Origin of the sequence: Bizionia paragorgiae (genome assembly GCF_900107625.1) — a bacterium.
GTDB lineage: Bacteria > Bacteroidota > Bacteroidia > Flavobacteriales > Flavobacteriaceae > Bizionia > Bizionia paragorgiae.
The window spans coordinates 14817-40074 of the sequence record NZ_FNQK01000009.1 but is presented as its reverse complement, the minus strand read 5'-3'; the positions used below and the strand labels follow the sequence as shown (position 1 = coordinate 40074).

The window sequence follows — 25258 nt, the reverse complement described above, 5'->3', positions numbered from 1 at the left end:
CTAAGGTGTGTCGTCCGTTTTTTTATGCTATTTTATTTAAAATTGTAGATAGATTAGAAGTCTACCTACCACACTAATCTTTGTTTTTTTATACTTATTGGTCGAGCATATAACATAGAAAAATAATTATTAATTCGAGCGTTTATATTCTAATTTTAAATTGTATTTTCAATGAGATATTATGTGAGAGATGCATTCCCATAACTATCATAAATTTTAGTGATGTTATAATTGTTAAATCCTTTGTTAATGCGTTTCATAAATTCAGAGGTTTTTTGTAATTTAGCGTTCCGCAAAAACAAGTAAAACAAAAAGTAAATATGTCAAAAACTGCTACGTTAGAAATTAATGGCCAAAAGCATGAGTTTCCTTTAATAGAAGGTACTGAAAATGAAATCGCAATAGATATTAAAAATTTAAGAGGGGTAACAGGAGGTGTTACAACTATAGATCCAGGATATAAAAATACAGGGTCTTGTGAAAGTGCGATTACTTTTTTAAATGGAGAAGAAGGTATTTTACGATACAGAGGATACTCGATTGAAGAATTAGCAGAAAAAGCAGACTTTTTAGAAGTTGCTTATCTTTTAATTTTTGGTGAATTACCAACGAAGGAGCAATTAGATAAATTTCATTCAGATATTAAAGACGAGTCTGTTGTAGACGATGACATCAAAAAGATTATTGATGCCTTTCCTAAAACAGCACATCCAATGGGTGTTTTAGCTTCTTTAACAAGTGCTTTAACAGCTTTTAATCCGTCGTCTGTAAATACAGAATCGGAAGAGGATATGTACAGAGCTATTGTTAAAATATTAGGAAAATTTCCTGTGTTAGTAGCTTGGACTATGCGTAAGAAAAAAGGATTACCGTTAGATTATGGTGATCGTTCTTTAGGTTATGTTGAAAACGTTCTTAAAATGATGTTTAAAAAACCTAACGAAGAGTATAAACAAAACCCAGTTTTAATAAACGCCTTAGACAAACTATTAATTTTACACGCAGATCACGAACAAAACTGTTCTACATCTACGGTTAGAATTGTAGGGTCTTCTCACGCTGGATTATTCACGTCTTTATCTGCTGGTATTTCTGCACTTTGGGGACCTCTTCACGGAGGTGCTAATCAAGCGGTATTAGAAATGCTTGAAGCTATTAAGGAAGATGGTGGAGACACTAAGAAATACATGGGGAAAGCTAAGGATAAGGAAGATCCTTTCCGTTTAATGGGCTTCGGACATAGAGTATATAAAAACTTCGATCCAAGAGCAAAAATTATTAAGGTTGCTGCTGATGAAGTGTTAGAAGATTTAGGAATCGAAGATCCTATTTTAGATATCGCTAAAGGATTAGAAAAAGAAGCATTACAAGACGATTATTTCGTGAAGCGTAAGCTATATCCAAATGTTGATTTTTACTCAGGTATAATCTACAGAGCAATGGATATTCCAACCGAAATGTTTACAGTTATGTTTGCTTTAGGACGTTTACCAGGATGGATCGCTCAATGGAGAGAAATGCGTTTACGTAAGGAGCCAATTGGAAGACCTAGACAAGTATATATCGGTGAAAACCAAAGAGATTTTAAAGCTATCGATAAGCGATAAGTCTATAAATTTACAACACACAAAGCTTCATAATAATTTTATGGAGCTTTTTTATATCATAAATTATGTTGAAACTAAATGTAAAAAACGAAACGTCTCGTTTAAGAGCAGTTATTTTAGGAACGGCTAAAAGTTGCGGTGATACGCCAAAGATTGAGGATGCCTACGACCCAAAATCCTTAGAGCATATTAAAGCAGGAACCTATCCTATAGAAGAAGATATGGTTAAAGAAATGGAGGCTGTAGCCGCCGTTTTAGAAAAGTATAACGTTACGGTTTACAGACCGGAGCTTATTGAAGACTACAACCAGATTTTTGCTAGAGATATTGCTTTTGTAATTGATGACGTGTTAGTAAAAGCTAACATTCTACCAGATAGAGAGAAAGAATTAGATGCTATCCAATATATAATTGATAAGATAGATCCTAAAAAAGTCATTCGTCCGCCAGAAGAAGCCCACATTGAAGGTGGTGATGTTATGGTTTGGAACGATCATATTTTTATTGGAACGTATCGCGGGGCAGATTATTCTGATTATATCGTGGCACGAACCAATAAAGCAGGTGTCGATTTTATTGCAGAATCATTTCCTCATAAAACAGTAAAAAGCTTCGATTTGGTAAAGTCTCAAACCGAACCCCGCGATAATGCTCTGCATTTAGACTGTTGTTTCCAACCTATAGGGAAAGATAAAGCGATTCTTCATAAAGAAGGATTTAGAGATGAAAATGAGTTTAACTGGTTGTTAGACTTTTTTGGTAAAGAGAATTGTTTTATCATCTCGAAAGAAGAAATGTATAATATGAATAGTAATATATTTTCTATTGCTGAAGATGTTATTATATCAGAAAAGAATTTTACGCGTTTAAATACGTGGTTGCGAGAAAAAGGATTTACAGTCGAAGAAGTACCTTATGCTGAAATCGCTAAGCAAGAAGGGTTGTTACGTTGCAGTACAATGCCTTTAATTAGAGACTAATATAATACCAGTTTTTTTGAAATACGCTGTGTCGTATTCTTAAGAGTGAACATATAAATACCCTTTTGTAAATGACTTAAATCTAAAACTTGAGTCTTTTTATAAAGGGTTTTTTTGTAAACAACCTTACCGAGAATGTCAGTAATAAGTAGACTGTAACTTTCCTCGGCATGAAGCGATTTAAAATCTAATGTTATTAATCCATTTGAAGGATTGGGGTAGAGTTTAAAGTTTTTTTTTCAGTAGGAACCGTCTCAGGAGCACTTAAAGTGCTTATGCCTATAGCAAACTCCAAGGCTGCACCTACACTGCCTTTAGTTACCTCGTAAAGATAATTGGGGTCCATATTAGCTAAAACATCTGTTGGGGAATGGGAGTGTGGCGTTTCATTCTTTTCATAAAGTCCTGTAATTACTTTACCTGCATTTTCAAAGGGTACGTAATCTGAACCATACGCATTAGATAATTCAGTACCTAAATTAGAATACAGACCTATACAGGTCGCTAACGTGTTTGTGGCTGCTAATGACTCAGCATTGTTTTCAATTGGTGCTGTAGTGTCATATTCACAGATAATAGTGTCGTTTATAGTCCCGCTAACTCCACCAACTTGATCAATATTAAATACTAAAGCGATATCCATATTTTGAGGTATAACTGTAGTGTTGACATAATAATTACTACCAATTAATCCGGCTTCTTCACCACTAAAATGAATGAACTTTATAGAGTACTCCGTATCGACATTTTTTAAAAGACGCGCCATCTCTAAAAGCAATACAGTCCCACTACCATTATCGTTGGTTCCTGGTCCGTTTATAGTGTCGTAATGTGCATCGATGACTATAAATGTATTCGGATAAACACTACCAGTCTTAGTGATTATAATATTATGACTTGTATTTCCAGAAAACGAAAACGCTTGCTCTTCAATAGTAGTATATCCCAAAGATTGATATCTAGAAACAATCCAATTTTGTGTGTTGCTTAAAGCGCTCGAACCATTTGTCTTAACGCCGAAACTTTCAAAGGTAGTTAAGTCGGCCACGATGTTTGAGGCAGAAACGGTATTGACAATATCTCCATAAAACGGATTATAGGTTTGTGCCGTGGAGTGGCTAGTAAACATTAAAAAACAAAGTGATAAAAGGAGTAAAGCACGTGTCATTATAAAAGCAAATTGGTGTAGGGTGAAGATATTAATTTTTAATGAACTCAGAACCGATTAAAAGGTTAATTTAAAACTGACGTTAGGTGTGGTACCTAGCGATTTCTTTTCTATTTTTAAAATGGAATCATCAGGCTCTATGGAGTAATAGGTGTTCAGGTTATTCTTTGTGTTGAAAATATTCCAAATAGAAACGCCTATGTCAGCTTTAGTAGTTTCGGTAAATTTAAAGTTGTAAATAGCTGAAAAGTCTGCTCTAAAATAATCGTCTAAATGGTCTCCATTAGGCTCTTGATAGTTTATGGAGTTGTCAAAAATTTCATTCCCGGTAATTGGCGCTGTAGTAATGTTTCCTGTACGCCAATTAAGCCCTAAGGCTAGTTTTAGCTGGTCTACAGTATAGGTGTTTGCAAAGGTAAGAGCGTTTGTTATATCCGTTGTATTTGGAAAAGGGTTTCCGTTATTTAGAGTAGGGAAAGTGTAATTATTAGCACTTAAAGAATAACTCAGCCACATACTTAAATTTGTAATACGCTTGTGAATTAAAACATCCAATCCCTGTACTTTATAACTTCCTATAGCATTTATAAATTGATATTGGTTTTGCATCCCTTGGCTTCTTGTGGTAATTCCATCAACTTGTTTCTGGTAAAGTTCGGCGCTCACTAATAATTGATTTCTTTTGTATTGAAGACCTAAGGAAACTTGTTTGCTCTCTAGCGTTGGTATTGTAGAGTTATTAGCAAGTACCCAACGTCTTTTTTCAATACCTAAAAAATCATTTTGCCTATCGATTACCTGAGAGGTAATTTGGCTTTTATATTCACCCAATAGTTCTACTTTAAAATACTTTAAAAACCGCTGACTAAAACTTAATCGGGGTTCAAAATATATGTGATTCGATAGCGAGTAGTGATTGGCTCTGATTCCGGCTTTTATAAACGTCTCGTTTGAAGTAGAATTCCAAATAGCTTCACTGTATCCCGACGTACTAACCGCTACCTTTTTTATAAGACTACGGTACGCAGGGGTTGTTGTTTCTTCCTTATTAGAAATACCGATTTCAAAAACTTGTAAACCATTCACCCAAATTAAATTAGGGTGTGCATAATACGTTGTGTTTAATTTGAAATTAGTCTCTAAAACTTGATTTTGTTGTTGTAATTGTTGACTGTTTTCAAACCTGAAATTACGTGCATCTAATTTATAATGGGTAACATAAGCTTGTAAGTCTGTCGTGAACTTAGAATTCCAATCTCTATGATAAGTTATTCCTACTGCTTGATTTTTTTGTTCTATCCCATTGGAAACATTTGCTATGGTTTCAGGAGGACTCTCAATATAACTCAGTGAATTGTATGTTGTGGTTGCACTAAGGCTAAATTGGTCTTTTTTTGATGGTTTATAAATGAGTTTTGAGTTGATATCATAAAAGAAAAACGCATCATTTTTTATAAGGTTATCAGAATTTGTAATATCTGTGTCTTGAAAGACACGGTCAAAATAATTTGAATAGGTAGAGGTTTCGAATACGTCTGTTATGGAGCGCCGTGCCGAGACCTGCATTTCCAGTTTGTTGTTAATAGGGACTTTTCCAAACCCGCTAAAATTTATAAGGTTTAACCCGAGTCCCCCGGAAGCTTCGCTATTTAATTCAGAATCCAATTCCATAGCAATGGTGCTAGAAACTGCATCTCCATATTGAGCGCTTGTCCCATTTTTAGAGACCATTACTTTTCGAGTTAAATTTGGAGTGAAACTAGAAATTAAACCAAAAAAATGTCCCGATTGATACATTTTTATACCGTCCCATAAGATAAGGTTTTGGTCGTGGGTACCACCGCGGACATTTAAATTAGAAACCGTCTCATCGGTACTAAGTACACCCGGTAGTGCTTGTACAGTTTGTAATATGTCGGGCTCTATTAACCCCGGAAGTATTCCGAATTTTTTGGTTCGTATGGCGATGGCCCCGGCTTTAGTTTTTGAAATACCCGATGTTAGGTAATCTGAAAGTTGTACTTCGCCAAGTTCCTGAATGTCTTTAAAGGTGTATTTTGCTGGTTGTATTACAATAAACCTAGAATTCAAGACTTTAAATTCTAATTGTGAACTAGCTTCTAAGGCTTTTAAAACCTCGCTTAATTCCAAATTAATATCTGGAACAACACTCGATTTATTTGCAATAGTGATGTCTGCATAAGAGAAACGAACATCATAGCGCTTTTGTATAATTTCTAAAACTGAGATAAGAGGTTGCTTATCGTTTGTAATGTTTTGAGCCAACATATGGCAAACATTAAAAACAATTAAAACCCATAAAGAAACAAGTGTTCTCTTAGTAATCACTACTTAGCAGTATAACGTTTTTATCCTTTTTATATGTTAGTTGTAAAGGTAGTGTAATTGCTTGTAATGCTATATTAATATTATCATGAGTAAAGCTTCCGGTAAATAATTGCTTAGTATTTATTGCCGAAGCATTTACTTTTACGTTGTATTGTCTTTCAAATTCAGCTAGGACATGGTTTAGTGGCATACTTTTAAAAGCACTTTCGTTAGTTAACCACAGTGGTTGTGTGCTTGTAATACTTTGCTCTGTGAGTTGCTTACCATCTACTATAGTAAAGCTTTCTCCAGGTTTTAATAGTACAGATTCTGTTTCGTAATTAACGCGTACCGAGCCTTCGAAACATAAGACTTCAAAGATGTTATCGCGTTGTTTAACACTAAACTGTGTACCTAAAACAGTGACAAGACCGTGTTTGGTCTGGACACTAAAAGTAGCTCCCTTAGCAACCTTAAAATAGCCTTCGCCGGTTAATTCAACCTCACGTTTATCGTCCCAATTATTTGTATTAAATCGGATTGATGATAATGCGTTTAATGTCACTACGGATTCATCGGGTAAAGTAATGCTGTCTTTTTGAGCAGCTAAAGTTTCAAAATTAGTGTCTTGTGTAATTGAAAAATATAAAGTCCCTAAACCTATTACAAGAACAGCTGCAAGGCGTAAAACAGGTTTTAGCCAGTTCTTTTTTTGTTTGGCCTTTTGTTTCGTTTCTAATTGGCTTTGTAGATCAGCCCAAGCCGCTTCACGATCATACTCCTCGGTTTTAAAGCGTGTCATTGCTTGAGATAACTTCACCAAATCGGCATAGTCTTCAAGCTTTTTAAAGGCTTCAAGTTCCTCAGTGTTAAGATTATTATCTAACCATTTTAATATTAAATCTTCTTTTTTCATACTGTGTATTCACTCATATAACAACTACCTACTAAAAATTCCTACCTTGTAATATTCTAAATTGTGTCGAGATCCTCTCGAAGTTTTTTTAAGGCCCCATAAATTCTTTTTTCTACGGCCTTAGTGCTAATGTCTAAAAGTGTCGCAATTTCTTTATAACGTTTACCTTCAACCCTGTTTAACAAAAAGGCAGTACGTTGGGCTTCGGTTAAATTAGAGATAGCTCTCTGTAATTTCTCCATATACTCATTACCTTCCATAATAAATTCTGGTGTTTCGTTAGTCTGAGAAGGTGGTTTGTTTTGCTGGTATTTTAATACGACTTTTTGATGCTTGGTTTCATTTAACATTAAATTATTGCCAATCGTAAACAAATAGCTCTTTGCTTTTTCAGGAGAGACTTTGCCACAATTTTCCCAGAGCTTAATAAACGCTTCTTGTGCTTTGTCTTTTGGATTTAAATGCGCCCCAAATTTATAGTATAGAAAATCGTGCAAATCTTTTGAGTACTTCTTAAAAATAGAATTAAAAAGTGATTCGTTGCAAATATCTTCGTGAAGGTTTTTATTCATATAACTAATATGTTACTGTATACAAAGTAGCAACATTATTTTTAGAAAGACAAGGTAGGACTTTTAATAACTTAATTGTTTAATAACCGTATAGAAGTTCTATACTTCTAAAATTGATCACCCAAAAACATGAAAAACATGAAAACTTTATTGCGCTTATCAGTCTTAACTAAATTATTAATTGTATCGCTTATAACGGTCTTGACATTCACCTCCTGTCAGAATGAAATTGTAGAGGTTAATCTACCCAATAATCAGGATACTATAAATGCAAATACAAACTTATCAAACCTATTATCTAACGTCTCAGCATTAAACGGTTCTGTAGATGATAGTGTTGATAATGCTAGCTGTTTTACGATGACCTTACCTGTTACCATAGAAGTTAATGGCACTGTGATTGTTATTACTAGCGTAGAGGATTATGAGGCTATTGAAGCTGTTTTTGATGTCCTAGAGGATACCATAAGCATTCAGTTTCCAATCACTATTGTATTTAATAATTATACCGAAGTGGTTATCTCTAACCAAGAAGATCTTGACGTTTTAGTCGAGGCCTGCTTAAATGATGATGATTATGAAGACGCTATTGATTGTATCGATTTTCAATATCCCATAGTGTTTTCTGTATACAATTCTAATTTTCAAATTACAGATACAGTCACAATTCAAGATGATGAGTCTCTACATCATTTTATAGAGGATTTAGAAGGTGGTATTCTAGCGAGTTTAAATTTCCCGGTGACTATGATCTTGAGTGATGGATCTACCATAGAAGTGACTAATAACACAGAATTAGAAGCCGCTATTGAGGCTGCAGACGATACTTGCGATGACGATGATAATAATGAAGAAGACGATTGCGATATAGAAACCATAAATGCAAATATTGTAGAATGTGTTTGGAGTGTTGTTAGTTACACAGGAAGCGTTGATTTAAGTGTGTTTACTTTCGAATTTAATAGTAATGGTTCGGTTTTAATTTCAGAAAACGGCAATTATGTAGATGGAAATTGGGAAACATCAGAAACGAACGAGGGTCTAATGGTAGCCTTTAGTAATATTAGTGGTAATAGCCTTACAGAAGTAATTAATGGGGAGTGGTTGATTTTAAATTGTGATGATGATGAATTGGAATTGGTGAATAACGGTGAGTTTTTAGTTCTAGATCGCGATTGTAGCCCTGGTCCGTTTGCTTGTTTTGAAGATTTTGATGGAGAACTAATAGGTTGCGACGATGATAACGATGGTTTTGGGGTGTTTGATTTAAATGGCACTTTTGCTGATTGTAATGCAAACGGAGAATATAATATTTACTATTACGAAACATTGGCAGATGCCCAAGCTGGTACTAATCCTTTAATTTCCCCTTATAACAATATAATAGTCACTCCATTTACAATTTATGTGCGGGTAGAGGTATACAACAACCCAGATCAATATGAAATATACGAACTTGAATTATTTCTAGAAAATTGTGATCCAACCGGGTGTTCAGAAATTGATTTGACTAATTATTTACAAGAATGCGAGTGGAATATTGTAAACTTTAACGGTAGTGACGATTTAATAATTTACGATTTAGAATTTCAAATTAATAACACCGTAGTCATTACAGGAAATGGGAATACAATTACAACAACATACACTGTAACACAAGATGCAAATGGTGTGTATTTAGAGTTCGATAATGTAAGTGGGCCGAATATTCAAGCCATTACAGGGAACTGGCATATTATAGATTGCGATCCAGAACGTTTAGAAATGACCATGGGAGCAAATACTATGGTTATGGAACGCGATTGTACGCCAGATGGTATGTGCAATATTAACCAAGCTGAAAATAATTTATTGGACTGTGAATGGACCATTTCAAGTTATAATGGCGATGATGGATTTGCTATTTTTAACATCGACTTTATGGAAAATAACAATGCTACGATTACCTCTTCAAACGAATCGTATACCATGACCTGGATGATCTCATTAGATGGTGATATTTATTTAGATTTATCGACTATTTCAGGAGGTAATGTTCAGGTTCTAGAAGGGAATTATATTTTAGTCGAGTGTACACCAAATCAAATGATTTTTCACGACCAAACCAATTCAAATATAGAACTGGTTTTAGATAAAGATTGTAGTTAATAAGCACTTAATAAAAGTTTTATTTAGTTTTTTAGTTGATTTTAGATTGAAAAGAGCTGTCATTTTTGATAGCTCTTTTCTTTTGCTTTAATTAAATAGTATTTAAACTTTAAAAATACGCGTCAAATTCTTATTTTTGCAACTCTTAAAAAGACAAGAAACTATGTTCAATAATTTAAGTGATAAGTTAGATAAAGCGTTACACGTATTAAAAGGACACGGAAGCATTACAGAAGTAAATGTTGCCGAGACCTTAAAAGAAGTACGTCGTGCCTTATTAGACGCCGATGTTAACTTTAAAATTGCTAAAGAATTTACGGTTAGAGTAAAGGAAAAAGCATTAGGACAGAACGTTTTAACGACGTTACAGCCAGGACAGTTAATGGTTAAAATCGTTAAAGACGAATTAACAGAATTAATGGGTGGTGATGCCGCAGGATTAAACTTGTCTGGAACACCAACTGTTATTTTAATGTCTGGTTTACAAGGTTCTGGTAAAACAACCTTCTCTGGTAAATTAGCCAATTTCTTAAAAACTAAAAAAACTAAGAAACCTTTATTAGTCGCTTGTGACGTTTACCGTCCAGCAGCTATCGATCAATTACACGTCGTAGGAGATCAATTAAACATAGAGGTGTATAGCGATAAAGGAAATAACGACCCTGTTGCCATTGCGCAAGCAGGTATTGCTCATGCAAAAGCGAATGGGCATAACGTTGTTATTATCGATACCGCAGGTCGTTTAGCTGTAGATGAAGCGATGATGACCGAGATATCGAACATTCATAAAGCCATTGAACCGCAAGAAACCCTGTTTGTTGTCGATTCTATGACTGGGCAAGATGCAGTAAATACAGCAAAAGCCTTTAACGATGTATTAAATTTTGATGGGGTTATCCTAACAAAACTAGATGGTGATACGCGTGGTGGGGCTGCGATTTCTATTAAGTCTGTAGTTAATAAACCAATTAAGTTTATTGGTACAGGAGAAAAAATGGAAGCGATAGATATATTCTATCCGGCACGTATGGCCGATCGTATTCTTGGAATGGGAGATGTCGTGTCGTTAGTAGAAAGAGCACAAGATCAATTTGACGAAGAAGAAGCGAGAAAGCTACAGAAGAAAATTGCTAAAAATCAATTTGGTTTTGACGATTTCTTAAAGCAAATTCAGCAAATCAAGAAAATGGGGAACATGAAAGACCTTGTTGGAATGATTCCTGGCGCTGGAAAAATGATGAAAGATATTGATATCGACGATGATGCTTTTAAACATATTGAAGCTATTATACACTCGATGACTGTAGAAGAAAGAACAAACCCTTCAATAATTAATGCCAGTCGCAAAAAACGAATCGGAAAAGGTTCAGGAACTTCGGTAACACAAGTTAACCAACTCCTGAAACAGTTTGACCAGATGAGTAAAATGATGAAAATGATGCAAGGCGGAGGCGGTAAACGTATGATGCAAGCAATGAAAAACATGAGGTAATCCCTCGTGTTTTTTATTTTATAATAAATTGAAACCCAGCCTATCTTATTGTAAAGATAGGTACAAATGAAAACTGATATTTAGAAGTAAAGCACCACGTTTTTGTGTTTTATGAGAATACCGCAACAAAACAAAAAAATGACATTATTAGATGGTAAAAAAGTAAGCAACGACATCAAAGATGAAATTGCTGAGGAAGTGAAAAAAATGAAAGCTAATGGAGAGAAAGTTCCTCATTTAGCTGCTGTAATTGTAGGTAGCGATGGCGCTAGTTTAACGTATGTAGGAAGTAAAGTACGCGCTTGTGAGCGTGTAGGTTTCGAGTCTACTATGGTGCGTTTATCAAATACTACAAGTGAAATTGAACTCCTAGATAAAATTGAAGAGTTGAATAATAATGACGATATCGATGGCTTTATTATTCAATTACCATTACCACCACAAATTGATACTCAAAAAGTATTGATGGCAGTAAACCCCGATAAAGATGTCGATGGTTTTCATCCTATGAATTTTGGTAAAATGGCATTAGATATGTCTACGTTTATTCCAGCTACTCCTTTTGGAATCTTAGAATTATTAGATCGCTATAATGTAACAACAAAAGGGAAGCATACAGTAGTTATCGGGCGATCTCATATTGTAGGGCGTCCTATGAGTATTTTAATGGGGCGTAAAGGTTTTCCAGGAAACTCAACCGTAACATTAACTCATAGTCACACGAAAAATATTACACAAATCACCTCTCAAGCCGATATTATAATATCTGCTCTTGGAGTGCCTAACTTCTTAAAAGCCGAAATGGTAAAAGAAGATGCTGTTGTGATCGATGTAGGAATTACAAGGGTAGCCGACGAGTCGTCTCCAAAAGGATATGTGATTACTGGTGATGTGGATTTTGAAAATGTAAGCAAAAAAGCAAGTTTTATTACACCAGTTCCTGGTGGAGTAGGACCAATGACGATTGCTATGTTACTTAAAAACACCTTGCTGGCAAGAGAACGTCACAGAGCGAGAAAATAATACTTCGTATTTATATCATACCTTAAAATGCTTATACCTCTTTTATATTTTTTATCACCGGTAAAAATTGGGAGTTATGAGCATTTTTTGCCTATTGTATGCGCTGCTGTATTATCCATTATGCTCTTTACATGGGCTAAAACAGTGTCTTTAAAATTTCAAATCTTAATTTTTAAGCTTATTGGTGCGGTAATTACTTTTACTATAATTGGGTATCATACCCATTTAGCACTGACAACGGATTATAATATTACTACCGATTTACCTCTCTTTCTTTGTAGTTTTCTGGGATTAATAAGTATGGTATTTACCCAGTACCGTTCGTATTGGATGTATGAAATATTATTATTTTGGGTGTTTGCCGGTACTACTCAAGCGGTGTTAACTCCAGATATAGCCACAGGTTTTCCTAGTTTCGATTTCTTTCGCTACTGGATTGTTCACTTAGGGCTTATTGTAATGATGCTGTATGCCTCTCTAGTTCTTAATATGCGTCCTACGTTGCGAAGTGTCTTTAAGTCTTTTATAAGCTTACAAGTGTACTTGCTCATTATGCTAGTCGTAAACTATCTTTTAGGTTCTAACTATTCTTACTTAAACCGTAAACCAACTTCGGCCTCTGTGCTGGATTATTTTGGCGATTGGCCACTTTATATTCTAGTTGTTGAGCTTGTTTTATTGCCGTATTTTTTGTTGCTCTATCTGCCGTTCTACCTAGCTAATAGGCATAAAAAATCGCAAAGTAAAAACATTGAAAAGCAGGTATAAAAAAAAGCGGAACTTGAAAAGTACCGCTTCTATAGGTTTAACCCCAAGCTATCGTCTGCTTCTTTTAGGTATACTACTCTTAGCCTCTTCATGATAGTCTTTATCAGAATTTTCTAAAAGCATATTTAATGTTTTAAGTTCTTCTTTTGTGAATTCGCGATATTTTCCCACGGGTACGTCCAATTTAATATTCATAATTCGAACGCGTTTTAATGAGGTTACTTCATATGTTAAATATTCACACATTCTACGAATCTGGCGGTTTAACCCTTGAGTAAGTATGATGCTAAACGTGGTTGAATCGATTTGTTTTACAACACATGGTTTTGTGGTTTTTCCTAATTCTTCTAAAGGGATACCACTAGACATACGTTTTACAAAGGTTTGCGAAATAGGCTTGTCTACAGTTACAATGTACTCTTTATCATGGTTATTACTACCTCTTAAAATCTTATTCACTATATCGCCATCATCGGTCATGAAAATAAGCCCTTCACTAGGCTTATCTAATCGCCCTATAGGGAAAATACGTTTAGGGTAATTTATATAATCAACAATATTATCCTTTTCTACCGAGGTGTCTGTAGTACACACAATTCCTACAGGTTTATTAAAGGCCAAATAAACGTAATCATCTTTACGTTCTGTAATGGGTTTACCGTCGACTTCTACAACATCACTCTCTTTAACTTTTGTGCCCATTTCAGGGACTTCACCATTAATTGTTACGCGTCCTGCTTCGATAAGTCTGTCCCCTTCTCGACGTGAGCAATAGCCCACTTCACTTAGGTATTTATTCAGTCTTGTTAATTTTTCTTCCATAGTGCAAAGCTACAATAAAGTTTATTGGGTTATAAATTTTATAATGTGACTGTTAATTTCTTTTTTTCTTAGGCTGTGACCAAAGCCTTCCGTTGTTATTAAGCGTCCTTTTTTTAGGTTTTCAATAATAAGCTCCGCATCACTATACGGAATGATTTTATCTTCTTTATCATGAATCAACAGGGTTTCGGTCGAGACGTCTTTTACAAATTGTGCCAGTGAAAAGTAATCAGGTCTTTTATTAAAAGTTTTATAAACGGTGTCATTTAAACCTTGAGAAATACGTTTGTTAAAGCCTAACATATCTACATAACGTTCAAAAACACCTGTAAATTCAGATGGAGCACCTAAAAGGATGAGTTTTTCTACTGTCGGATTTTGATGCTGATATTGATAAAACATGGATGCCATTCCACCTACCGAGTGTCCAATAATAATATCTGGTTGGTATACTTGAGCGACTTTATCAATGCATTCTGAATATAAGATAGCATTAAAATGTTTCCCAGAAGTCTTACCATGAGCAGGAGCATCTAAAGCAATAACATTATAATCTAAAGTATTAAGATCTGTAATAAGTGTCTCCCAACGGTGGGAATTGCTTTCCCATCCATGAGCAAGGAGTACCGTTTTGTTACTGCCTTCCCAGTGATACGTAGCAATAGCAGTACTGTTATGGGTAATTACCCCTTGGGATGCTGTGTCTAAAAAAGGAAGTTCAGTGTCTTTTATACGCCCTTTTCGGGGGGTAACAAATAATTTCCATGCTTGCGAAGTCGCGAAATCTTGCGAGGCGTAGCTTACTGCATTTAATGTGTTTCCTATTATTTTAATCAGTGTTTTAGACATATAATTAGTCTTCCCTGTTTACCTTATCTATAGAAAAGGCAGGTGTGCATACCGATAGGTATTCGCAAGCTATAGTAAATGGATTAGAGTACTGTACTCTAGTGTTTTTTTCAATTTTAATAGATTGCCCAGCTTCTAGTATTATTGTTTCTCCGTCTATTATAAATTGCTTTTTTCCTTTTATAATATAAGTATACTCATCAAATTCTGGAGTTTGAAACGGTTCTTTCCAATTTGCTGGAGCTACCATGTGCGCTATGCTAATCTCTGAATTCCCGTCCGAAGCTTGTCCGAAGTGCTCTTCAATAAGTTTGCCATCTGTAGTAGGCACTACAAAAGGGCTGTTCTGAATCTTATACTTTTTTGTACTCATTATTTTAAGGGTTTACGTTTAATCATTCCACCTTTTAAATCCTTTACAACATTCATTATAATAAAAGCTTCTTGATCTATTTTGTCTATTTCTGTTTCAAATCGTGCTAACTCTAAACGCGTGATAATGATAAAAATAATAGGTTTGTCATATTCGTCCTTTCCGGTTTTATACCCGCCCTTACCTGCGTATATAGTACAAGCACGGCGCATTTTTTCGGTTAGCATTAATCGAATAGCCTCGTGTTCCTTTGAAATAATAGTCACACCAATATACTCTTCAACCCCGTCGACTACAAAATCTACGGTTTTAGCCGCCGCTAAATAGGTTAAAATCGCATAAAGCGCAGTCTCTATCGATAGGATATAAGCGCCTACAGAGAATATTAATATGTTTATTAGTAGTAAGACATCTCCAATAGTTAACGATAGCTTTCGACTTAAATAAATAGCAAGAACCTCAGTACCATCAATAACACTACCACCTCTCATAGCCATACCAATCCCGAAACCGAGAAAGAACCCTCCAAAAATAGAGATGAGTAGCTTGTCTTCGGTAACAATAGGGTAGTCTACAAAATGTACGACTAAAGCTAATAAAGTGATTGCAAGCACGCTTCGTAGAGCGAACTTTATGCTAATGGTTTGTGTCGCTAAAGCCAGAAAAGGAATGTTTACAACTATAAGTAAGATACTTAAAGATATTCCTGTCATATTTTGAATTAATAGAGACATCCCTGTAACACCTCCATCAATAAAGTTATTGGGTAGCAAAAAACCTTTCAATCCAAAACCAGCAGAGATAACACCAATGACCATAAATAAGGTTTCCTTTAGGCCGTGAGATAATTCAATCTCTAAGTTTTTTACTATAGACCCTACTTGGTTATTAGAGTCTTTAGGGGTTATACCACTATCTTTTATTCGTTTTTTAGCAACATTTGTAAGTACTTTTTTTATAAATGGAATCATATATTATGTCGCTTCTTTATTTTTAAATGAATACTATTGAAATCGAACTATTATGTAGTCGAAACGCTAATCGTTCCAACCGACCATGAAATACTTAATTTTTGCTGTATCAGGAATATTACTCTCTTCAATTTTTTGAGACACTTTAAACTGAAGATCGGAAGGCAGTTCTTTTTTATCTATGGTGAAAAACGTATTGTTTTCATTAACGAAAATCACAACATTTCTAATCGTATTTTGAATGCTAGAAATTTTATATTTTGCCTTTATATCTCCAAATGTACTTTCGGTGCTAATCCCTTTTTCTGTTTTGTATCTCGGGTCAACTATTTTTATGGTTTCAATAGTAGCTGTAGAATCTATAACATGCGTTGGTGTTAGTTCTAAGAGTTTTTTTCCTCCTTTTTCAAAAATTTCAATATCCGCACCAGTTTTTAAATATGCCTCTGTAGTAGTAAAATTCGCTATTGAGTCATTTGCGAATATGGTTTTTAAATCTTTAATCTGTGTCGAATCGGTTAACAAACCAATGTTTTGACTGCTAATTAAAAACGGATTGACTTCTTTCTCACAAGATGTAAAAAGTAAGCTAGCAACGGTAAGGGTTATAAATAGTTTCTTCATTATGGTATACTGTTCTTAGTTTGTTTTTAGGGTAATTATATTACTTTTTTAATAATACCAAAGACGCTTCTAATAAAAGTGGCGCTGGTTAATACTTTAATAAGTGGGTTTTGAGCCGTACTTCTACGTGTTGAGGTTCTTGATTTTTTCTGACTTTCCTCTTGTTTTTCAAGTTCAGCTTTTACTGTTTCGGCAGCGTCAATTTTTTTGTTTAAAATTTCATATGCACTTTCACGATCTATAGTATCGTTATATTTTAGTACCAGCTTAGAATCGTCAATAACCTCACGAAGTTCTTTGTCTGTTAAAATATCCATGCGACTCATTGGCGCTCGAACTAGTGTTGCTGCTAGTGGCGTAGGACGGCCTTTTTCGTCAAGTGCCGAGACCAAAGCTTCTCCTGTTCCTAAAGCAGTTAAAATGTCTGCCGTATCATAATATTCGGTGTCCGGATAATTTTGAGCGGTAAGTTTTATTGCCTTGCGGTCTTTAGCAGTAAACGCTCTTAAAGCGTGCTGGATTTTTAATCCTAACTGACTCAGTACACCTTCGGGAACATCAGTAGGGTTTTGAGTTACAAAGTAAACACCCACACCCTTACTACGAATAAGCTTGACGATACTTTCTATTTGATTAAGTAATGCTTTCGAAGCTTCATTGAAAATTAAATGAGCCTCATCTATAAAGAGTACTAATTCTGGTTTTCCAGAATCTCCTTGTTCGGGTAGCGTTTCGTAAATTTCTGCTAATAAGCTTAACATAAATGTAGAGAACAGTTTCGGTCTGTCTTGAATGTCGGTAAGTCTAAGAATATTAATGTAGCCTTTACCATCTCGGGTCGTTCGCATTAAATCTTCAACCTCAAAACTTTTTTCTCCAAAGAAGAGGTCGCCTCCCTGCTGTTCAATCTCTATTAATTTTCTTAATATCGCACCCGTTGAAGCCGTAGAGATCCGTCCGTACTCCTCTTGAAATTCAGCTTTTCCTTCTTGTGTACAGTATTGTAGTATTTTTTTGAAATCTTTTAAGTCTAACAGGGGGAGTTTATTATCATCGCAATATTTAAAAATAACCGATACGATACCCGACTGGGTTTCTGTTAAATCTAATATTCGGGATAGTAATACGGGGCCAAACTCACTAATAGTAGCGCGTAGCCTTACACCATCTTGCTCAGAAAGCGTTAGTAATTCAACTGGAAAGGCTTTCGATTCGAAAGGTAACCCTATTTGCGCGTGGCGCTCATCAATTTTTTCATGCCCTGGACTGGGCTTGGCTAAACCACTAAGGTCCCCCTTAATATCCATGAGCAATACAGGGACTCCTTTTTCACTTAAATTTTCAGCTAATACCTGTAAGGTTTTTGTTTTACCCGTTCCAGTAGCTCCGGCAATTAAGCCGTGGCGATTCATGGTCTTTAAAGGTAATTTAACATAGGCGTTAGTGATTGTTTCACCATCTAACATAGCAGAACCTAAAGTAATATAGTCGCCTTTTGTAGTGTTTCCTTCTGTAATATGGTTGAAGAATGCGTCGCGTTTACTCATGTTATATCATTTGTTTGGGTAAAAATAGTAATCTTAGATGAAACGACTTGGAAAACTAGAAAATATTAACAACGAAAAGGTCTAAATATACTATCTTTGCCCGCTATGACGGAAGAGGTAAAAGATTTAGTAAATAAAGGTGAAATGCTTCCATTAATGGAAGAGTTTTACACGATTCAAGGCGAAGGATTTCACAAGGGAACTGCGGCGTATTTTATACGTTTAGGGGGCTGTGATGTTGGTTGCCATTGGTGTGATGTTAAAGAAAGTTGGAATGCAGAATTGCATCCGCCAACATTAACCAAAGACATTGTTGCCCAGGCTAAAAAATATAGCGATACAATTGTGGTGACCGGTGGAGAGCCTTTAATGTGGGATATGACTGCCTTAACAACACAATTAAAAGCCGAAGGTATGCAAGTGCATATTGAAACTTCAGGCGCTTATGAGTTATCAGGGACCTGGGACTGGGTGTGCCTATCTCCTAAAAAACTGAAGCTACCAACGCAAGGCGTGTATGATGTTGCCAATGAATTAAAAACAATTATCTATAATAAAGACGATTTTAAGTTTGCAGAAGAGCAGGCCGCACGAGTAGGAAAAGATTGTATTTTATATATGCAGCCGGAATGGAGTAAAAGTGATAAAATGATTCCTGAAATTGTAGATTACGTCATGAAAAATCCAAAGTGGAAAGTGTCGTTACAAACACATAAGTATTTAAATATACCCTAATCAAATAAAAAAAACCTTCATTTCTGAAGGTTTTTTTTATACGTATTTATAATTAGGGAGCCTTTTAATCTATTTGGTAAAAGGAACCACAAGTCTCGTTTTACCCCATCCGATATGCATATTTATTTTGTCTTTTGCTTCGTCAAAAACAATAGAGAAGGCTTCTACTATAGGGTCTCCTTGTTGAGCAGGAATAGTTAATCGAGCAACATCATTGGCTTCATTATAAAAGTAACTTCCCCAAACATTAATATCTGTATTGATTATAGCAGTCCATTCTTTTTCCCCCGGAATTAAGTAAAAAGTATAGGTACCTGGTTTAATTACTGTATTGCCTAATTTCATTTCTTTATAAAAAGAAATTTCTGCAGCTTCGTTAGCACCGACACGCCATACTTTGTCTGCTGGAGCTAATTTTGACACTTCTCGTCCTTTTAATTGCGGACGGCTGTAAGTGATTTTTACCAATTTGTTAGCGTCTTTATAGCTTGTAGGAAAAGCAGCACGGTCCATCGGACTTTTATCTAGGTCAGGAAAGTCTTGAGCAATAGTTGTTAGGCTGAATAACGTCGTAAATGCTAAAGCGCAAGTGGTAATTAAAGTTGTTGTTTTCATAATCCTTAAGTGTTTATTTGTAATTGATTAGTTATAAAGGTCGTATTAAATCTTTAAACTTTACATTTATTAAGGAGAATACTTTAATTAAAGGTGTTATGTTTCATTTGTGTGTTTATTTTGGGTGTTAAGTTATAAACTGAAACTGTTTATAGGATTGTTGTTTTTATTTTGAAACAAAATTCTAATATTTGCTTAGTAGAACAAATAGAATAAGAATTTTAATACTATATATTATGTGTGGAATTGTATGTGCTTTCGACTTAAAACAAAAAAGTGATTTGCTAAGACCTCAGGTTTTAGAGATGTCAAAATCTATTAGACATCGCGGACCAGATTGGAGTGGAATTTATAGTGACGATAAAGCGATCCTAGCCCATGAGCGTTTGGCCATCGTAGACCCAGCTTCAGGGAAACAGCCCTTATTAAGTCCTGATAACACCCTTGTTTTAGCTGCGAATGGTGAAATATATAACCACAGAGAGTTACGTAAGCAATTTGAAGGAAAGTATGAATTTAAAACAGAAAGTGACTGTGAAGTTATCCTCGCTCTGTATCAAGAAAAGGGTGTTCATTTTATAGATGATATGAACGGTATCTTTGGTTTTGCGATATATGATGTAAAGAATGATACGTATTTTATTGCTCGCGATCATATGGGGATTATTCCATTATACATTGGGTGGGATCAAAACGGTACCTTTTATGTCGCATCCGAGTTAAAGGCGCTCGAAGGTATTTGTACAAAAATAGAATTGTTTCCTCCTGGACATTATATGTCAAGTACTGATGGTGAGTTTGTAAAATGGTATCACAGAGATTGGAGTGAGTACGATGCAGTAAAAGATAACGAAACGAGTATTGTTGAAATAAAAGAAGCGCTTGAAGCTGCTGTAAAAAGACAATTAATGAGCGATGTGCCTTATGGTGTATTGTTGTCGGGCGGATTAGACTCATCGGTAACTTCCGCTATTGCAAAAAAATATGCTCAAAAACGTATAGAAAGTGACGATACTAGCGATGCTTGGTATCCGCAATTACACAGTTTTTCTGTAGGATTGGAAGGTTCACCAGATTTGGCAGCAGCACAAAAAGTGGCCGATCATATTGGAACGGTTCACCACGAAATAAAATTCACGATTCAAGAAGGGTTAGACGCTATAAAAGATGTAATCTATAACATAGAAACTTATGATATTACTACGATTCGTTCAAGTACACCTATGTATTTAATGGCGCGTGTAATTAAATCTATGGGTATAAAAATGGTGTTGTCTGGTGAAGGTGCCGATGAAATATTTGGAGGGTATTTATACTTTCATAAAGCACCAAACGCCAAGGAATTTCATGAAGAAACCGTACGTAAATTAGATAAGCTACATATGTACGACTGTTTAAGAGCAAACAAAAGTCTAGCTGCTTGGGGAATTGAAGGTCGTGTACCGTTTTTAGATAAGGAATTTATGGATGTGGCAATGCGTATTAACCCGCAAGATAAAATGATTAATGGGGAGCGTATGGAAAAATGGGTGATTCGTAAAGCGTTTGAGGATATGTTGCCAGAAAGTGTAGCGTGGAGACAGAAAGAGCAGTTTAGTGATGGTGTGGGGTACAGTTGGATTGATACTTTAAAAGAGGTCGTTAATACAGCTGTAACCGATGAGCAGATGGCGAATGCAAAATACCGATTCCCATTGCAAACACCACAAAATAAAGAAGAGTTTTATTACCGCTCAATATTTGAGGAGCATTTTCCTAGCGATGCGGCTGCTCTGAGTGTGCCACAAGAACCTAGTGTTGCCTGTAGCACCAAAATAGCTTTAGAATGGGATGAGGCCTTTAAAAACATGAATGAGCCTTCTGGTCGGGCCATTGCCAATGTCCACGACTCAGCGTATTAATAGTACAAAATAATTAAACCCCCTTTTATCATTAAAAGGGGGGTTTTAATTTTAAAAATGACAAACGGTTAACCGCTTGATGAATACATTTTTTCTTATTGCTTTTTGTTTTAATTGTGACAGATATGTTTTAAATTTGAACTAAACACAGACTATTTATATGGAACATACACTTATTCATAACGCCGAGGAGAATCAATTTGAAGTACACCTTAACGGGAGTAAAGCGCTAGCAACCTACGAGCGGTTTGAGGGAGGTATAAGTATTAACCATACCGAAGTGCCAAAAGAAATGTCTGGTCAAGGTGTTGGTAGTTTTATAGCAAAAGGAGTCTTGAATTACGCGAAAACGCATCAATTAAAAGTGAAGCCGGTATGTTCTTTTATTTCATCCTATATAGATAGGCACCCAGAATTTCAGGAGATCTCCGTATTTCACAATAAAAACATACACTAATGAATATAAAGCCTATTGAGCTGGTGGCGACACCTAGAGCTCCGCATTTTGTGGGTGACGGATTTAGAGTTCATAATTTTATACCTAGCGGATTTCGTTTGGATATGGAGCGTATGGATCCTTTCATTTTAATGGATTATAATTCTAAGTTTTATTTTCCACCATCACCAGAACCCCGTGGTGTTGGTGTGCATCCTCATCGCGGCTTCGAAACCGTAACAATTGCTTATAAAGGACGCATAGCGCATCATGATAGTGCAGGGAATAGCGGTGTAATTCAAGAAGGTGGTGTGCAGTGGATGACGGCAGGCTCAGGTATTTTACATAAAGAATACCACGATAAGGAATTTAGTGCCGCTGGTGGTGACTTTCAGATGGTTCAATTATGGGTGAATCTGCCTCAAAAACATAAAATGACTACGCCAAAATATCAAGGCTTAGATAGTTCAGATATTAAAAATTACGAGTTACAAGATAATCTTGGGGTTGTAGAAGTAATTTCGGGTGAGTATAAAGGGGTAAAAGGAGCCGCTTCAACCTTTTCGGAAGTACATCTGTTAAACGCTAAATTATTAGAAGGAGGACAAACTGATTTTTCTTTCCCAGCGCATTTTAATACGGCGTTACTCGTGTTGGAAGGGCAGATAAAAGTTAATAGTGAGGAGCTTGTGCCAACCAATCATTTTGTGCTGTTTGAAAATAAAGGAGAGCAATTCACTATAGAAGCGATAAGTGATGCTGTCGTTTTGGTTTTAAGTGGAGCCCCTATAAACGAGCCTATTGCAGCACAAGGGCCTTTTGTAATGAATACTAAAGCAGAGCTGATGCAGGCAATACACGATTTTAATAGCGGTAAGTTTGGGTATTTAGAGTCATAGTTTAACTGGAAAGATAATTGAATTCAGTGTGGAAATAAAGCCACTTGACTAGTTGTCTTTTTTGTGGGTATTAGAGGTGTTAATTTGCCGTTTTTAGCGTTTGGCTTCATCTTAAAAAACGTCAAAATCTGACTTTATAGCGCGTTTTTCATTTTCGTGATTTTAGATTAATTGAAATTTAGTCAAAATGCGATTTAAGGCTGTTTTTAGGCTGTTTAAGGCGTTTTAAGGAAATCAACAATTGTTAATAAAAATGAGTGTCTTTCAATAAAAAGCTTTAAAATAGATTTAAAAATGCTTATATTTGTAAGTGTTCAAAAGGGTGCATTAAGCATCTTTTTTTATGTTTAAGACCTTTTGGTTCCTGAGTATTAGCACATGGTTAATGACAAAAAACAAGCAACTAAAAAATGTCTTTTAATTAAGTTTAAAAAGAGATCATAAACAGTATAAATATGAGCGAAAAGAAAGAAGAGTTTAACAAAGAGAATTATTCAGCGGATAGTATCCAGGCCCTAGAAGGGATGGAACACGTGCGTATGCGTCCTTCCATGTATATTGGGGATGTTGGAGTCCGTGGGCTTCACCATTTAGTATATGAGGTTGTGGATAACTCTATTGACGAGGCGATGGCCGGACATTGTAATAATATTACAGTGACTATTAACGAGGATAACTCAATCACCACAGAGGATGATGGACGTGGTATTCCTGTAGATCTTCATAAGAAAGAAGGGGTTTCAGCTTTACAAGTTGTAATGACTAAAATTGGAGCTGGAGGTAAATTCGATAAAGATTCTTATAAGGTTTCTGGTGGATTACACGGAGTTGGTGTAAGTTGTGTGAATGCCTTATCAGATCATTTAAGAGCAACCGTTTACAGAAAAGGTGAAATCTGGGAACAAGAGTATAAACATGGTAAAGCTTTATATCCTGTAAAACGTATTGGAGAAACAGATAAAAGAGGTACTGTAGTAACGTTTAAGCCAGACCCTACAATTTTTACTCAAACCTTAGAGTATAGTTATGATACGCTTTCTAGTAGAATGCGTGAATTGGCGTATTTAAATAAAGGAATCACTATTCATTTAGTCGATAAAAGATCGGTTAAAGAAGATGGCTCTTTTGAAGGTGAAACTTTTCATTCTGAAGAAGGTTTAAAAGAATTTATAAAATTCTTAGACGGAAACAGAGAGCCTTTAATGAAAGATGTTATCTTTTTTGAAGGAGAGAAAAACGGTGTTCCTGTTGAGGTAGCTATGGTGTATAACACGTCTTATGCCGAGAACTTACACTCGTATGTAAATAATATTAATACCCACGAAGGGGGGACGCACTTATCAGGATTTAGAAGAGGGTTAACTCATACTTTAAAAAAGTATGCGGATGAATCTGGTATGTTGGATAAGTTAAAATTCGATATTGCTGGAGATGATTTCCGTGAAGGTTTAACAGCTATTATTTCTGTAAAAGTTCAAGAACCTCAATTTGAAGGGCAAACAAAAACGAAATTAGGGAACAGAGAGGTGTCGGCTTCTGTGAGTCAGGCGGTTTCCGAAATGCTTTCTAACTATTTAGAAGAGCATCCAGACGATGCTAAAACGATAGTTCAAAAAGTGATTTTAGCTGCTCAAGCACGTCACGCTGCTCAAAAAGCACGTGAAATGGTTCAGCGTAAAACCGTAATGAGTATTGGTGGTTTACCAGGAAAATTATCGGATTGTTCTGAGCAAGATCCTTCAAAATGTGAAGTGTTCCTTGTCGAGGGGGATTCGGCGGGTGGAACGGCTAAGCAAGGTAGAGATAGAGCTTTTCAAGCTATTTTGCCTTTGCGTGGTAAGATTCTGAACGTGGAAAAAGCAATGACGCATAAAGTGTTTGAAAATGAAGAGATAAAAAATATCTTCACAGCTTTAGGAGTTACTATAGGAACAGAGGACGATAGTAAAGCGTTAAACCTTTCTAAGTTAAGATACCATAAAGTAGTAATCATGTGTGATGCCGATATCGATGGTGCGCATATTGAAACTTTAATTTTAACCTTCTTTTTCCGTTATATGAAAGAACTTATTGAAAACGGACATATTTACATTGCAACACCACCACTTTATTTAGTGAAAAAAGGCGCTAAAAAACAATACGCTTGGAGTGATGATGAACGTAAAGCCCTAATGCAAGAATATGGCGATGGTGCTAAAATTCAACGTTATAAAGGTCTTGGGGAAATGAATGCCGAACAACTTTGGGATACAACAATGAATCCTAACTTTAGAACGCTTCGTCAAGTGCAAATAGATAACGGTATAGAAGCCGATCGTGTATTCTCAATGTTAATGGGAGATGAGGTGCCACCTCGTCGTGAATTTATCGAGAAAAACGCAGTTTATGCAAAAATTGATGCCTAAACATAAATATATACTTTAGAAAAAACACCTTTGGCTCATGCTAAAGGTGTTTTTTTATTTATATTTAAAAGTGAAAAAA

23 protein-coding genes are annotated in these 25258 nt (G+C 35.6%); 11 read left to right on the top strand and 12 right to left on the bottom strand.

The features are described 5' to 3' along the window. Nucleotides 1-320 precede the first annotated feature (320 nt). Both BLV64_RS07985 and BLV64_RS07980 read left to right on the top strand, forming a co-directional pair. Nucleotides 321-1607, top strand: coding sequence for a citrate synthase (locus tag BLV64_RS07985; RefSeq protein ID WP_092133823.1), 1287 nt, complete (start codon nucleotides 321-323; stop codon nucleotides 1605-1607). A 65-nt stretch (nucleotides 1608-1672) separates the two neighbouring features. Then, nucleotides 1673-2587 carry a dimethylarginine dimethylaminohydrolase family protein gene (locus tag BLV64_RS07980; protein WP_092133821.1) on the top strand — a complete coding sequence of 305 codons (915 nt, stop codon included), beginning with the start codon at nucleotides 1673-1675 and terminating at the stop codon, nucleotides 2585-2587. Here the strand turns inward: BLV64_RS07980 and BLV64_RS14885 are convergent. The 5 genes from BLV64_RS14885 to BLV64_RS07955 all read right to left on the bottom strand — a co-directional run bounded on the left by BLV64_RS14885 (nucleotide 2584) and on the right by BLV64_RS07955 (nucleotide 7571). Next, complete coding sequence (locus tag BLV64_RS14885; protein WP_092134039.1) at nucleotides 2584-2784, bottom strand: T9SS type A sorting domain-containing protein; 201 nt, start codon at nucleotides 2782-2784, stop codon at nucleotides 2584-2586. The two genes, BLV64_RS07980 and BLV64_RS14885, sit on opposite strands and share 4 nt — an antisense overlap. Next, nucleotides 2784-3716 (bottom strand): M28 family metallopeptidase, encoded by a 933-nt coding sequence (locus BLV64_RS07970; protein WP_177165309.1) that lies wholly within the window; start codon nucleotides 3714-3716, stop codon nucleotides 2784-2786. Before BLV64_RS07970 ends, BLV64_RS14885 begins: the two co-directional genes overlap by 1 nt. Nucleotides 3717-3812: 96 nt before the next feature. After that, nucleotides 3813-6104 (bottom strand): TonB-dependent receptor plug domain-containing protein, encoded by a 2292-nt coding sequence (locus BLV64_RS07965; protein ID WP_245705886.1) that lies wholly within the window; start codon nucleotides 6102-6104, stop codon nucleotides 3813-3815. Continuing rightward, nucleotides 6094-6999, bottom strand: coding sequence for a FecR family protein (locus BLV64_RS07960; protein WP_092133817.1), 906 nt, complete (start codon nucleotides 6997-6999; stop codon nucleotides 6094-6096). Before BLV64_RS07960 ends, BLV64_RS07965 begins: the two co-directional genes overlap by 11 nt. Nucleotides 7000-7055: 56 nt before the next feature. Next, nucleotides 7056-7571 carry an RNA polymerase sigma factor gene (locus tag BLV64_RS07955; protein WP_092133815.1) on the bottom strand — a complete coding sequence of 172 codons (516 nt, stop codon included), beginning with the start codon at nucleotides 7569-7571 and terminating at the stop codon, nucleotides 7056-7058. A gap of 138 nt (nucleotides 7572-7709) precedes the next feature. On the opposite strand from BLV64_RS07955, the gene BLV64_RS07950 reads away from it, so the two are divergent. From BLV64_RS07950 to BLV64_RS07935, 4 genes are all read left to right on the top strand, one after another. Then, entirely contained in the window at nucleotides 7710-9719 is a 2010-nt protein-coding gene (locus BLV64_RS07950; RefSeq protein ID WP_143034140.1) for a hypothetical protein, read from the top strand. A gap of 163 nt (nucleotides 9720-9882) precedes the next feature. Further along, on the top strand, nucleotides 9883-11211 hold the full coding sequence (ffh, locus tag BLV64_RS07945) for a signal recognition particle protein (RefSeq protein ID WP_092133811.1): 1329 nt from the start codon (nucleotides 9883-9885) through the stop codon (nucleotides 11209-11211). Nucleotides 11212-11349: 138 nt separating this feature from the next. Beyond that, nucleotides 11350-12234, top strand: a complete 885-nt coding sequence (locus BLV64_RS07940; protein WP_092133809.1) for a bifunctional 5,10-methylenetetrahydrofolate dehydrogenase/5,10-methenyltetrahydrofolate cyclohydrolase — start codon at nucleotides 11350-11352, stop codon at nucleotides 12232-12234. Nucleotides 12235-12261: 27 nt separating this feature from the next. Beyond that, complete coding sequence (locus BLV64_RS07935; protein WP_092133807.1) at nucleotides 12262-13002, top strand: YwaF family protein; 741 nt, start codon at nucleotides 12262-12264, stop codon at nucleotides 13000-13002. Between the two features lie 48 nt (nucleotides 13003-13050). Here BLV64_RS07935 and rluF read toward each other — a convergent pair whose 3' ends face one another. The 6 genes from rluF to BLV64_RS07905 form a co-directional block, all read right to left on the bottom strand. Further along, complete coding sequence (rluF, locus tag BLV64_RS07930) at nucleotides 13051-13824, bottom strand: 23S rRNA pseudouridine(2604) synthase RluF (protein WP_092133805.1); 774 nt, start codon at nucleotides 13822-13824, stop codon at nucleotides 13051-13053. 21 nt (nucleotides 13825-13845) lie between these two features. After that, a complete protein-coding gene (locus tag BLV64_RS07925; RefSeq protein ID WP_092133803.1) occupies nucleotides 13846-14673 on the bottom strand; it encodes an alpha/beta fold hydrolase in 828 nt (275 codons plus the stop codon). Between the two features lie 4 nt (nucleotides 14674-14677). Next, entirely contained in the window at nucleotides 14678-15046 is a 369-nt protein-coding gene (locus BLV64_RS07920; RefSeq protein WP_092133801.1) for a cupin domain-containing protein, read from the bottom strand. Next, nucleotides 15046-16017 (bottom strand): YitT family protein, encoded by a 972-nt coding sequence (locus tag BLV64_RS07915; protein ID WP_092133799.1) that lies wholly within the window; start codon nucleotides 16015-16017, stop codon nucleotides 15046-15048. The genes BLV64_RS07920 and BLV64_RS07915 overlap by 1 nt, the downstream gene beginning before the upstream one ends. Nucleotides 16018-16083: 66 nt before the next feature. After that, a complete protein-coding gene (locus BLV64_RS07910; RefSeq protein ID WP_092133797.1) occupies nucleotides 16084-16641 on the bottom strand; it encodes a hypothetical protein in 558 nt (185 codons plus the stop codon). Nucleotides 16642-16676: 35 nt separating this feature from the next. Beyond that, nucleotides 16677-18188, bottom strand: a complete 1512-nt coding sequence (locus BLV64_RS07905; RefSeq protein ID WP_092133795.1) for a helicase HerA-like domain-containing protein — start codon at nucleotides 18186-18188, stop codon at nucleotides 16677-16679. Between the two features lie 105 nt (nucleotides 18189-18293). On the opposite strand from BLV64_RS07905, the gene BLV64_RS07900 reads away from it, so the two are divergent. Continuing rightward, complete coding sequence (locus tag BLV64_RS07900) at nucleotides 18294-18923, top strand: 7-carboxy-7-deazaguanine synthase QueE (protein ID WP_092133793.1); 630 nt, start codon at nucleotides 18294-18296, stop codon at nucleotides 18921-18923. 69 nt (nucleotides 18924-18992) lie between these two features. On the opposite strand, the gene BLV64_RS07895 is transcribed toward BLV64_RS07900, so the two are convergent. Beyond that, nucleotides 18993-19538, bottom strand: a complete 546-nt coding sequence (locus BLV64_RS07895) for a DUF2911 domain-containing protein (protein ID WP_092133791.1) — start codon at nucleotides 19536-19538, stop codon at nucleotides 18993-18995. A gap of 236 nt (nucleotides 19539-19774) precedes the next feature. Between BLV64_RS07895 and asnB the strand changes: the two genes are divergently transcribed. The 4 genes from asnB (at nucleotide 19775) to gyrB (ending at nucleotide 25179) form a co-directional block, all read left to right on the top strand. Beyond that, nucleotides 19775-21439: an asparagine synthase B gene (gene asnB / locus BLV64_RS07890; RefSeq protein ID WP_092133789.1), complete on the top strand. Its 1665-nt coding sequence runs from the start codon at nucleotides 19775-19777 to the stop codon at nucleotides 21437-21439. Between the two features lie 160 nt (nucleotides 21440-21599). Continuing rightward, a complete protein-coding gene (locus BLV64_RS07885; protein WP_092133787.1) occupies nucleotides 21600-21896 on the top strand; it encodes a GNAT family N-acetyltransferase in 297 nt (98 codons plus the stop codon). Continuing rightward, nucleotides 21896-22774 carry a pirin family protein gene (locus BLV64_RS07880; RefSeq protein ID WP_092133785.1) on the top strand — a complete coding sequence of 293 codons (879 nt, stop codon included), beginning with the start codon at nucleotides 21896-21898 and terminating at the stop codon, nucleotides 22772-22774. The genes BLV64_RS07885 and BLV64_RS07880 overlap by 1 nt, the downstream gene beginning before the upstream one ends. A 455-nt stretch (nucleotides 22775-23229) precedes the next feature. Next, entirely contained in the window at nucleotides 23230-25179 is a 1950-nt protein-coding gene (gene gyrB, locus BLV64_RS07875) for a DNA topoisomerase (ATP-hydrolyzing) subunit B (protein ID WP_092133782.1), read from the top strand. The last annotated feature ends 79 nt before the right edge of the window (nucleotides 25180-25258 follow it).

Bases quoted from the DNA above. Each gene is read 5' to 3' on its own strand.
- BLV64_RS07985 (WP_092133823.1), top strand. From the start codon at position 321: ATGTCAAAAACTGCTACGTTAGAAATTAATGGCCAAAAGCATGAGTTT.
- BLV64_RS07980 (WP_092133821.1), top strand. From the start codon at position 1,673: ATGTTGAAACTAAATGTAAAAAACGAAACGTCTCGTTTAAGAGCAGTT.
- BLV64_RS07970 (WP_177165309.1), bottom strand. From the start codon at position 3,716: ATGTTTACTAGCCACTCCACGGCACAAACCTATAATCCGTTTTATGGA.
- BLV64_RS07960 (WP_092133817.1), bottom strand. From the start codon at position 6,999: ATGAAAAAAGAAGATTTAATATTAAAATGGTTAGATAATAATCTTAAC.
- BLV64_RS07955 (WP_092133815.1), bottom strand. From the start codon at position 7,571: ATGAATAAAAACCTTCACGAAGATATTTGCAACGAATCACTTTTTAAT.
- BLV64_RS07950 (WP_143034140.1), top strand. From the start codon at position 7,710: ATGAAAACTTTATTGCGCTTATCAGTCTTAACTAAATTATTAATTGTA.
- ffh (WP_092133811.1), top strand. From the start codon at position 9,883: ATGTTCAATAATTTAAGTGATAAGTTAGATAAAGCGTTACACGTATTA.
- BLV64_RS07940 (WP_092133809.1), top strand. From the start codon at position 11,350: ATGACATTATTAGATGGTAAAAAAGTAAGCAACGACATCAAAGATGAA.
- BLV64_RS07935 (WP_092133807.1), top strand. From the start codon at position 12,262: ATGCTTATACCTCTTTTATATTTTTTATCACCGGTAAAAATTGGGAGT.
- rluF (WP_092133805.1), bottom strand. From the start codon at position 13,824: ATGGAAGAAAAATTAACAAGACTGAATAAATACCTAAGTGAAGTGGGC.
- BLV64_RS07925 (WP_092133803.1), bottom strand. From the start codon at position 14,673: ATGTCTAAAACACTGATTAAAATAATAGGAAACACATTAAATGCAGTA.
- BLV64_RS07920 (WP_092133801.1), bottom strand. From the start codon at position 15,046: ATGAGTACAAAAAAGTATAAGATTCAGAACAGCCCTTTTGTAGTGCCT.
- BLV64_RS07915 (WP_092133799.1), bottom strand. From the start codon at position 16,017: ATGATTCCATTTATAAAAAAAGTACTTACAAATGTTGCTAAAAAACGA.
- BLV64_RS07910 (WP_092133797.1), bottom strand. From the start codon at position 16,641: ATGAAGAAACTATTTATAACCCTTACCGTTGCTAGCTTACTTTTTACA.
- BLV64_RS07905 (WP_092133795.1), bottom strand. From the start codon at position 18,188: ATGAGTAAACGCGACGCATTCTTCAACCATATTACAGAAGGAAACACT.
- BLV64_RS07900 (WP_092133793.1), top strand. From the start codon at position 18,294: ATGACGGAAGAGGTAAAAGATTTAGTAAATAAAGGTGAAATGCTTCCA.
- BLV64_RS07895 (WP_092133791.1), bottom strand. From the start codon at position 19,538: ATGAAAACAACAACTTTAATTACCACTTGCGCTTTAGCATTTACGACG.
- asnB (WP_092133789.1), top strand. From the start codon at position 19,775: ATGTGTGGAATTGTATGTGCTTTCGACTTAAAACAAAAAAGTGATTTG.
- BLV64_RS07885 (WP_092133787.1), top strand. From the start codon at position 21,600: ATGGAACATACACTTATTCATAACGCCGAGGAGAATCAATTTGAAGTA.
- BLV64_RS07880 (WP_092133785.1), top strand. From the start codon at position 21,896: ATGAATATAAAGCCTATTGAGCTGGTGGCGACACCTAGAGCTCCGCAT.
- gyrB (WP_092133782.1), top strand. From the start codon at position 23,230: ATGAGCGAAAAGAAAGAAGAGTTTAACAAAGAGAATTATTCAGCGGAT.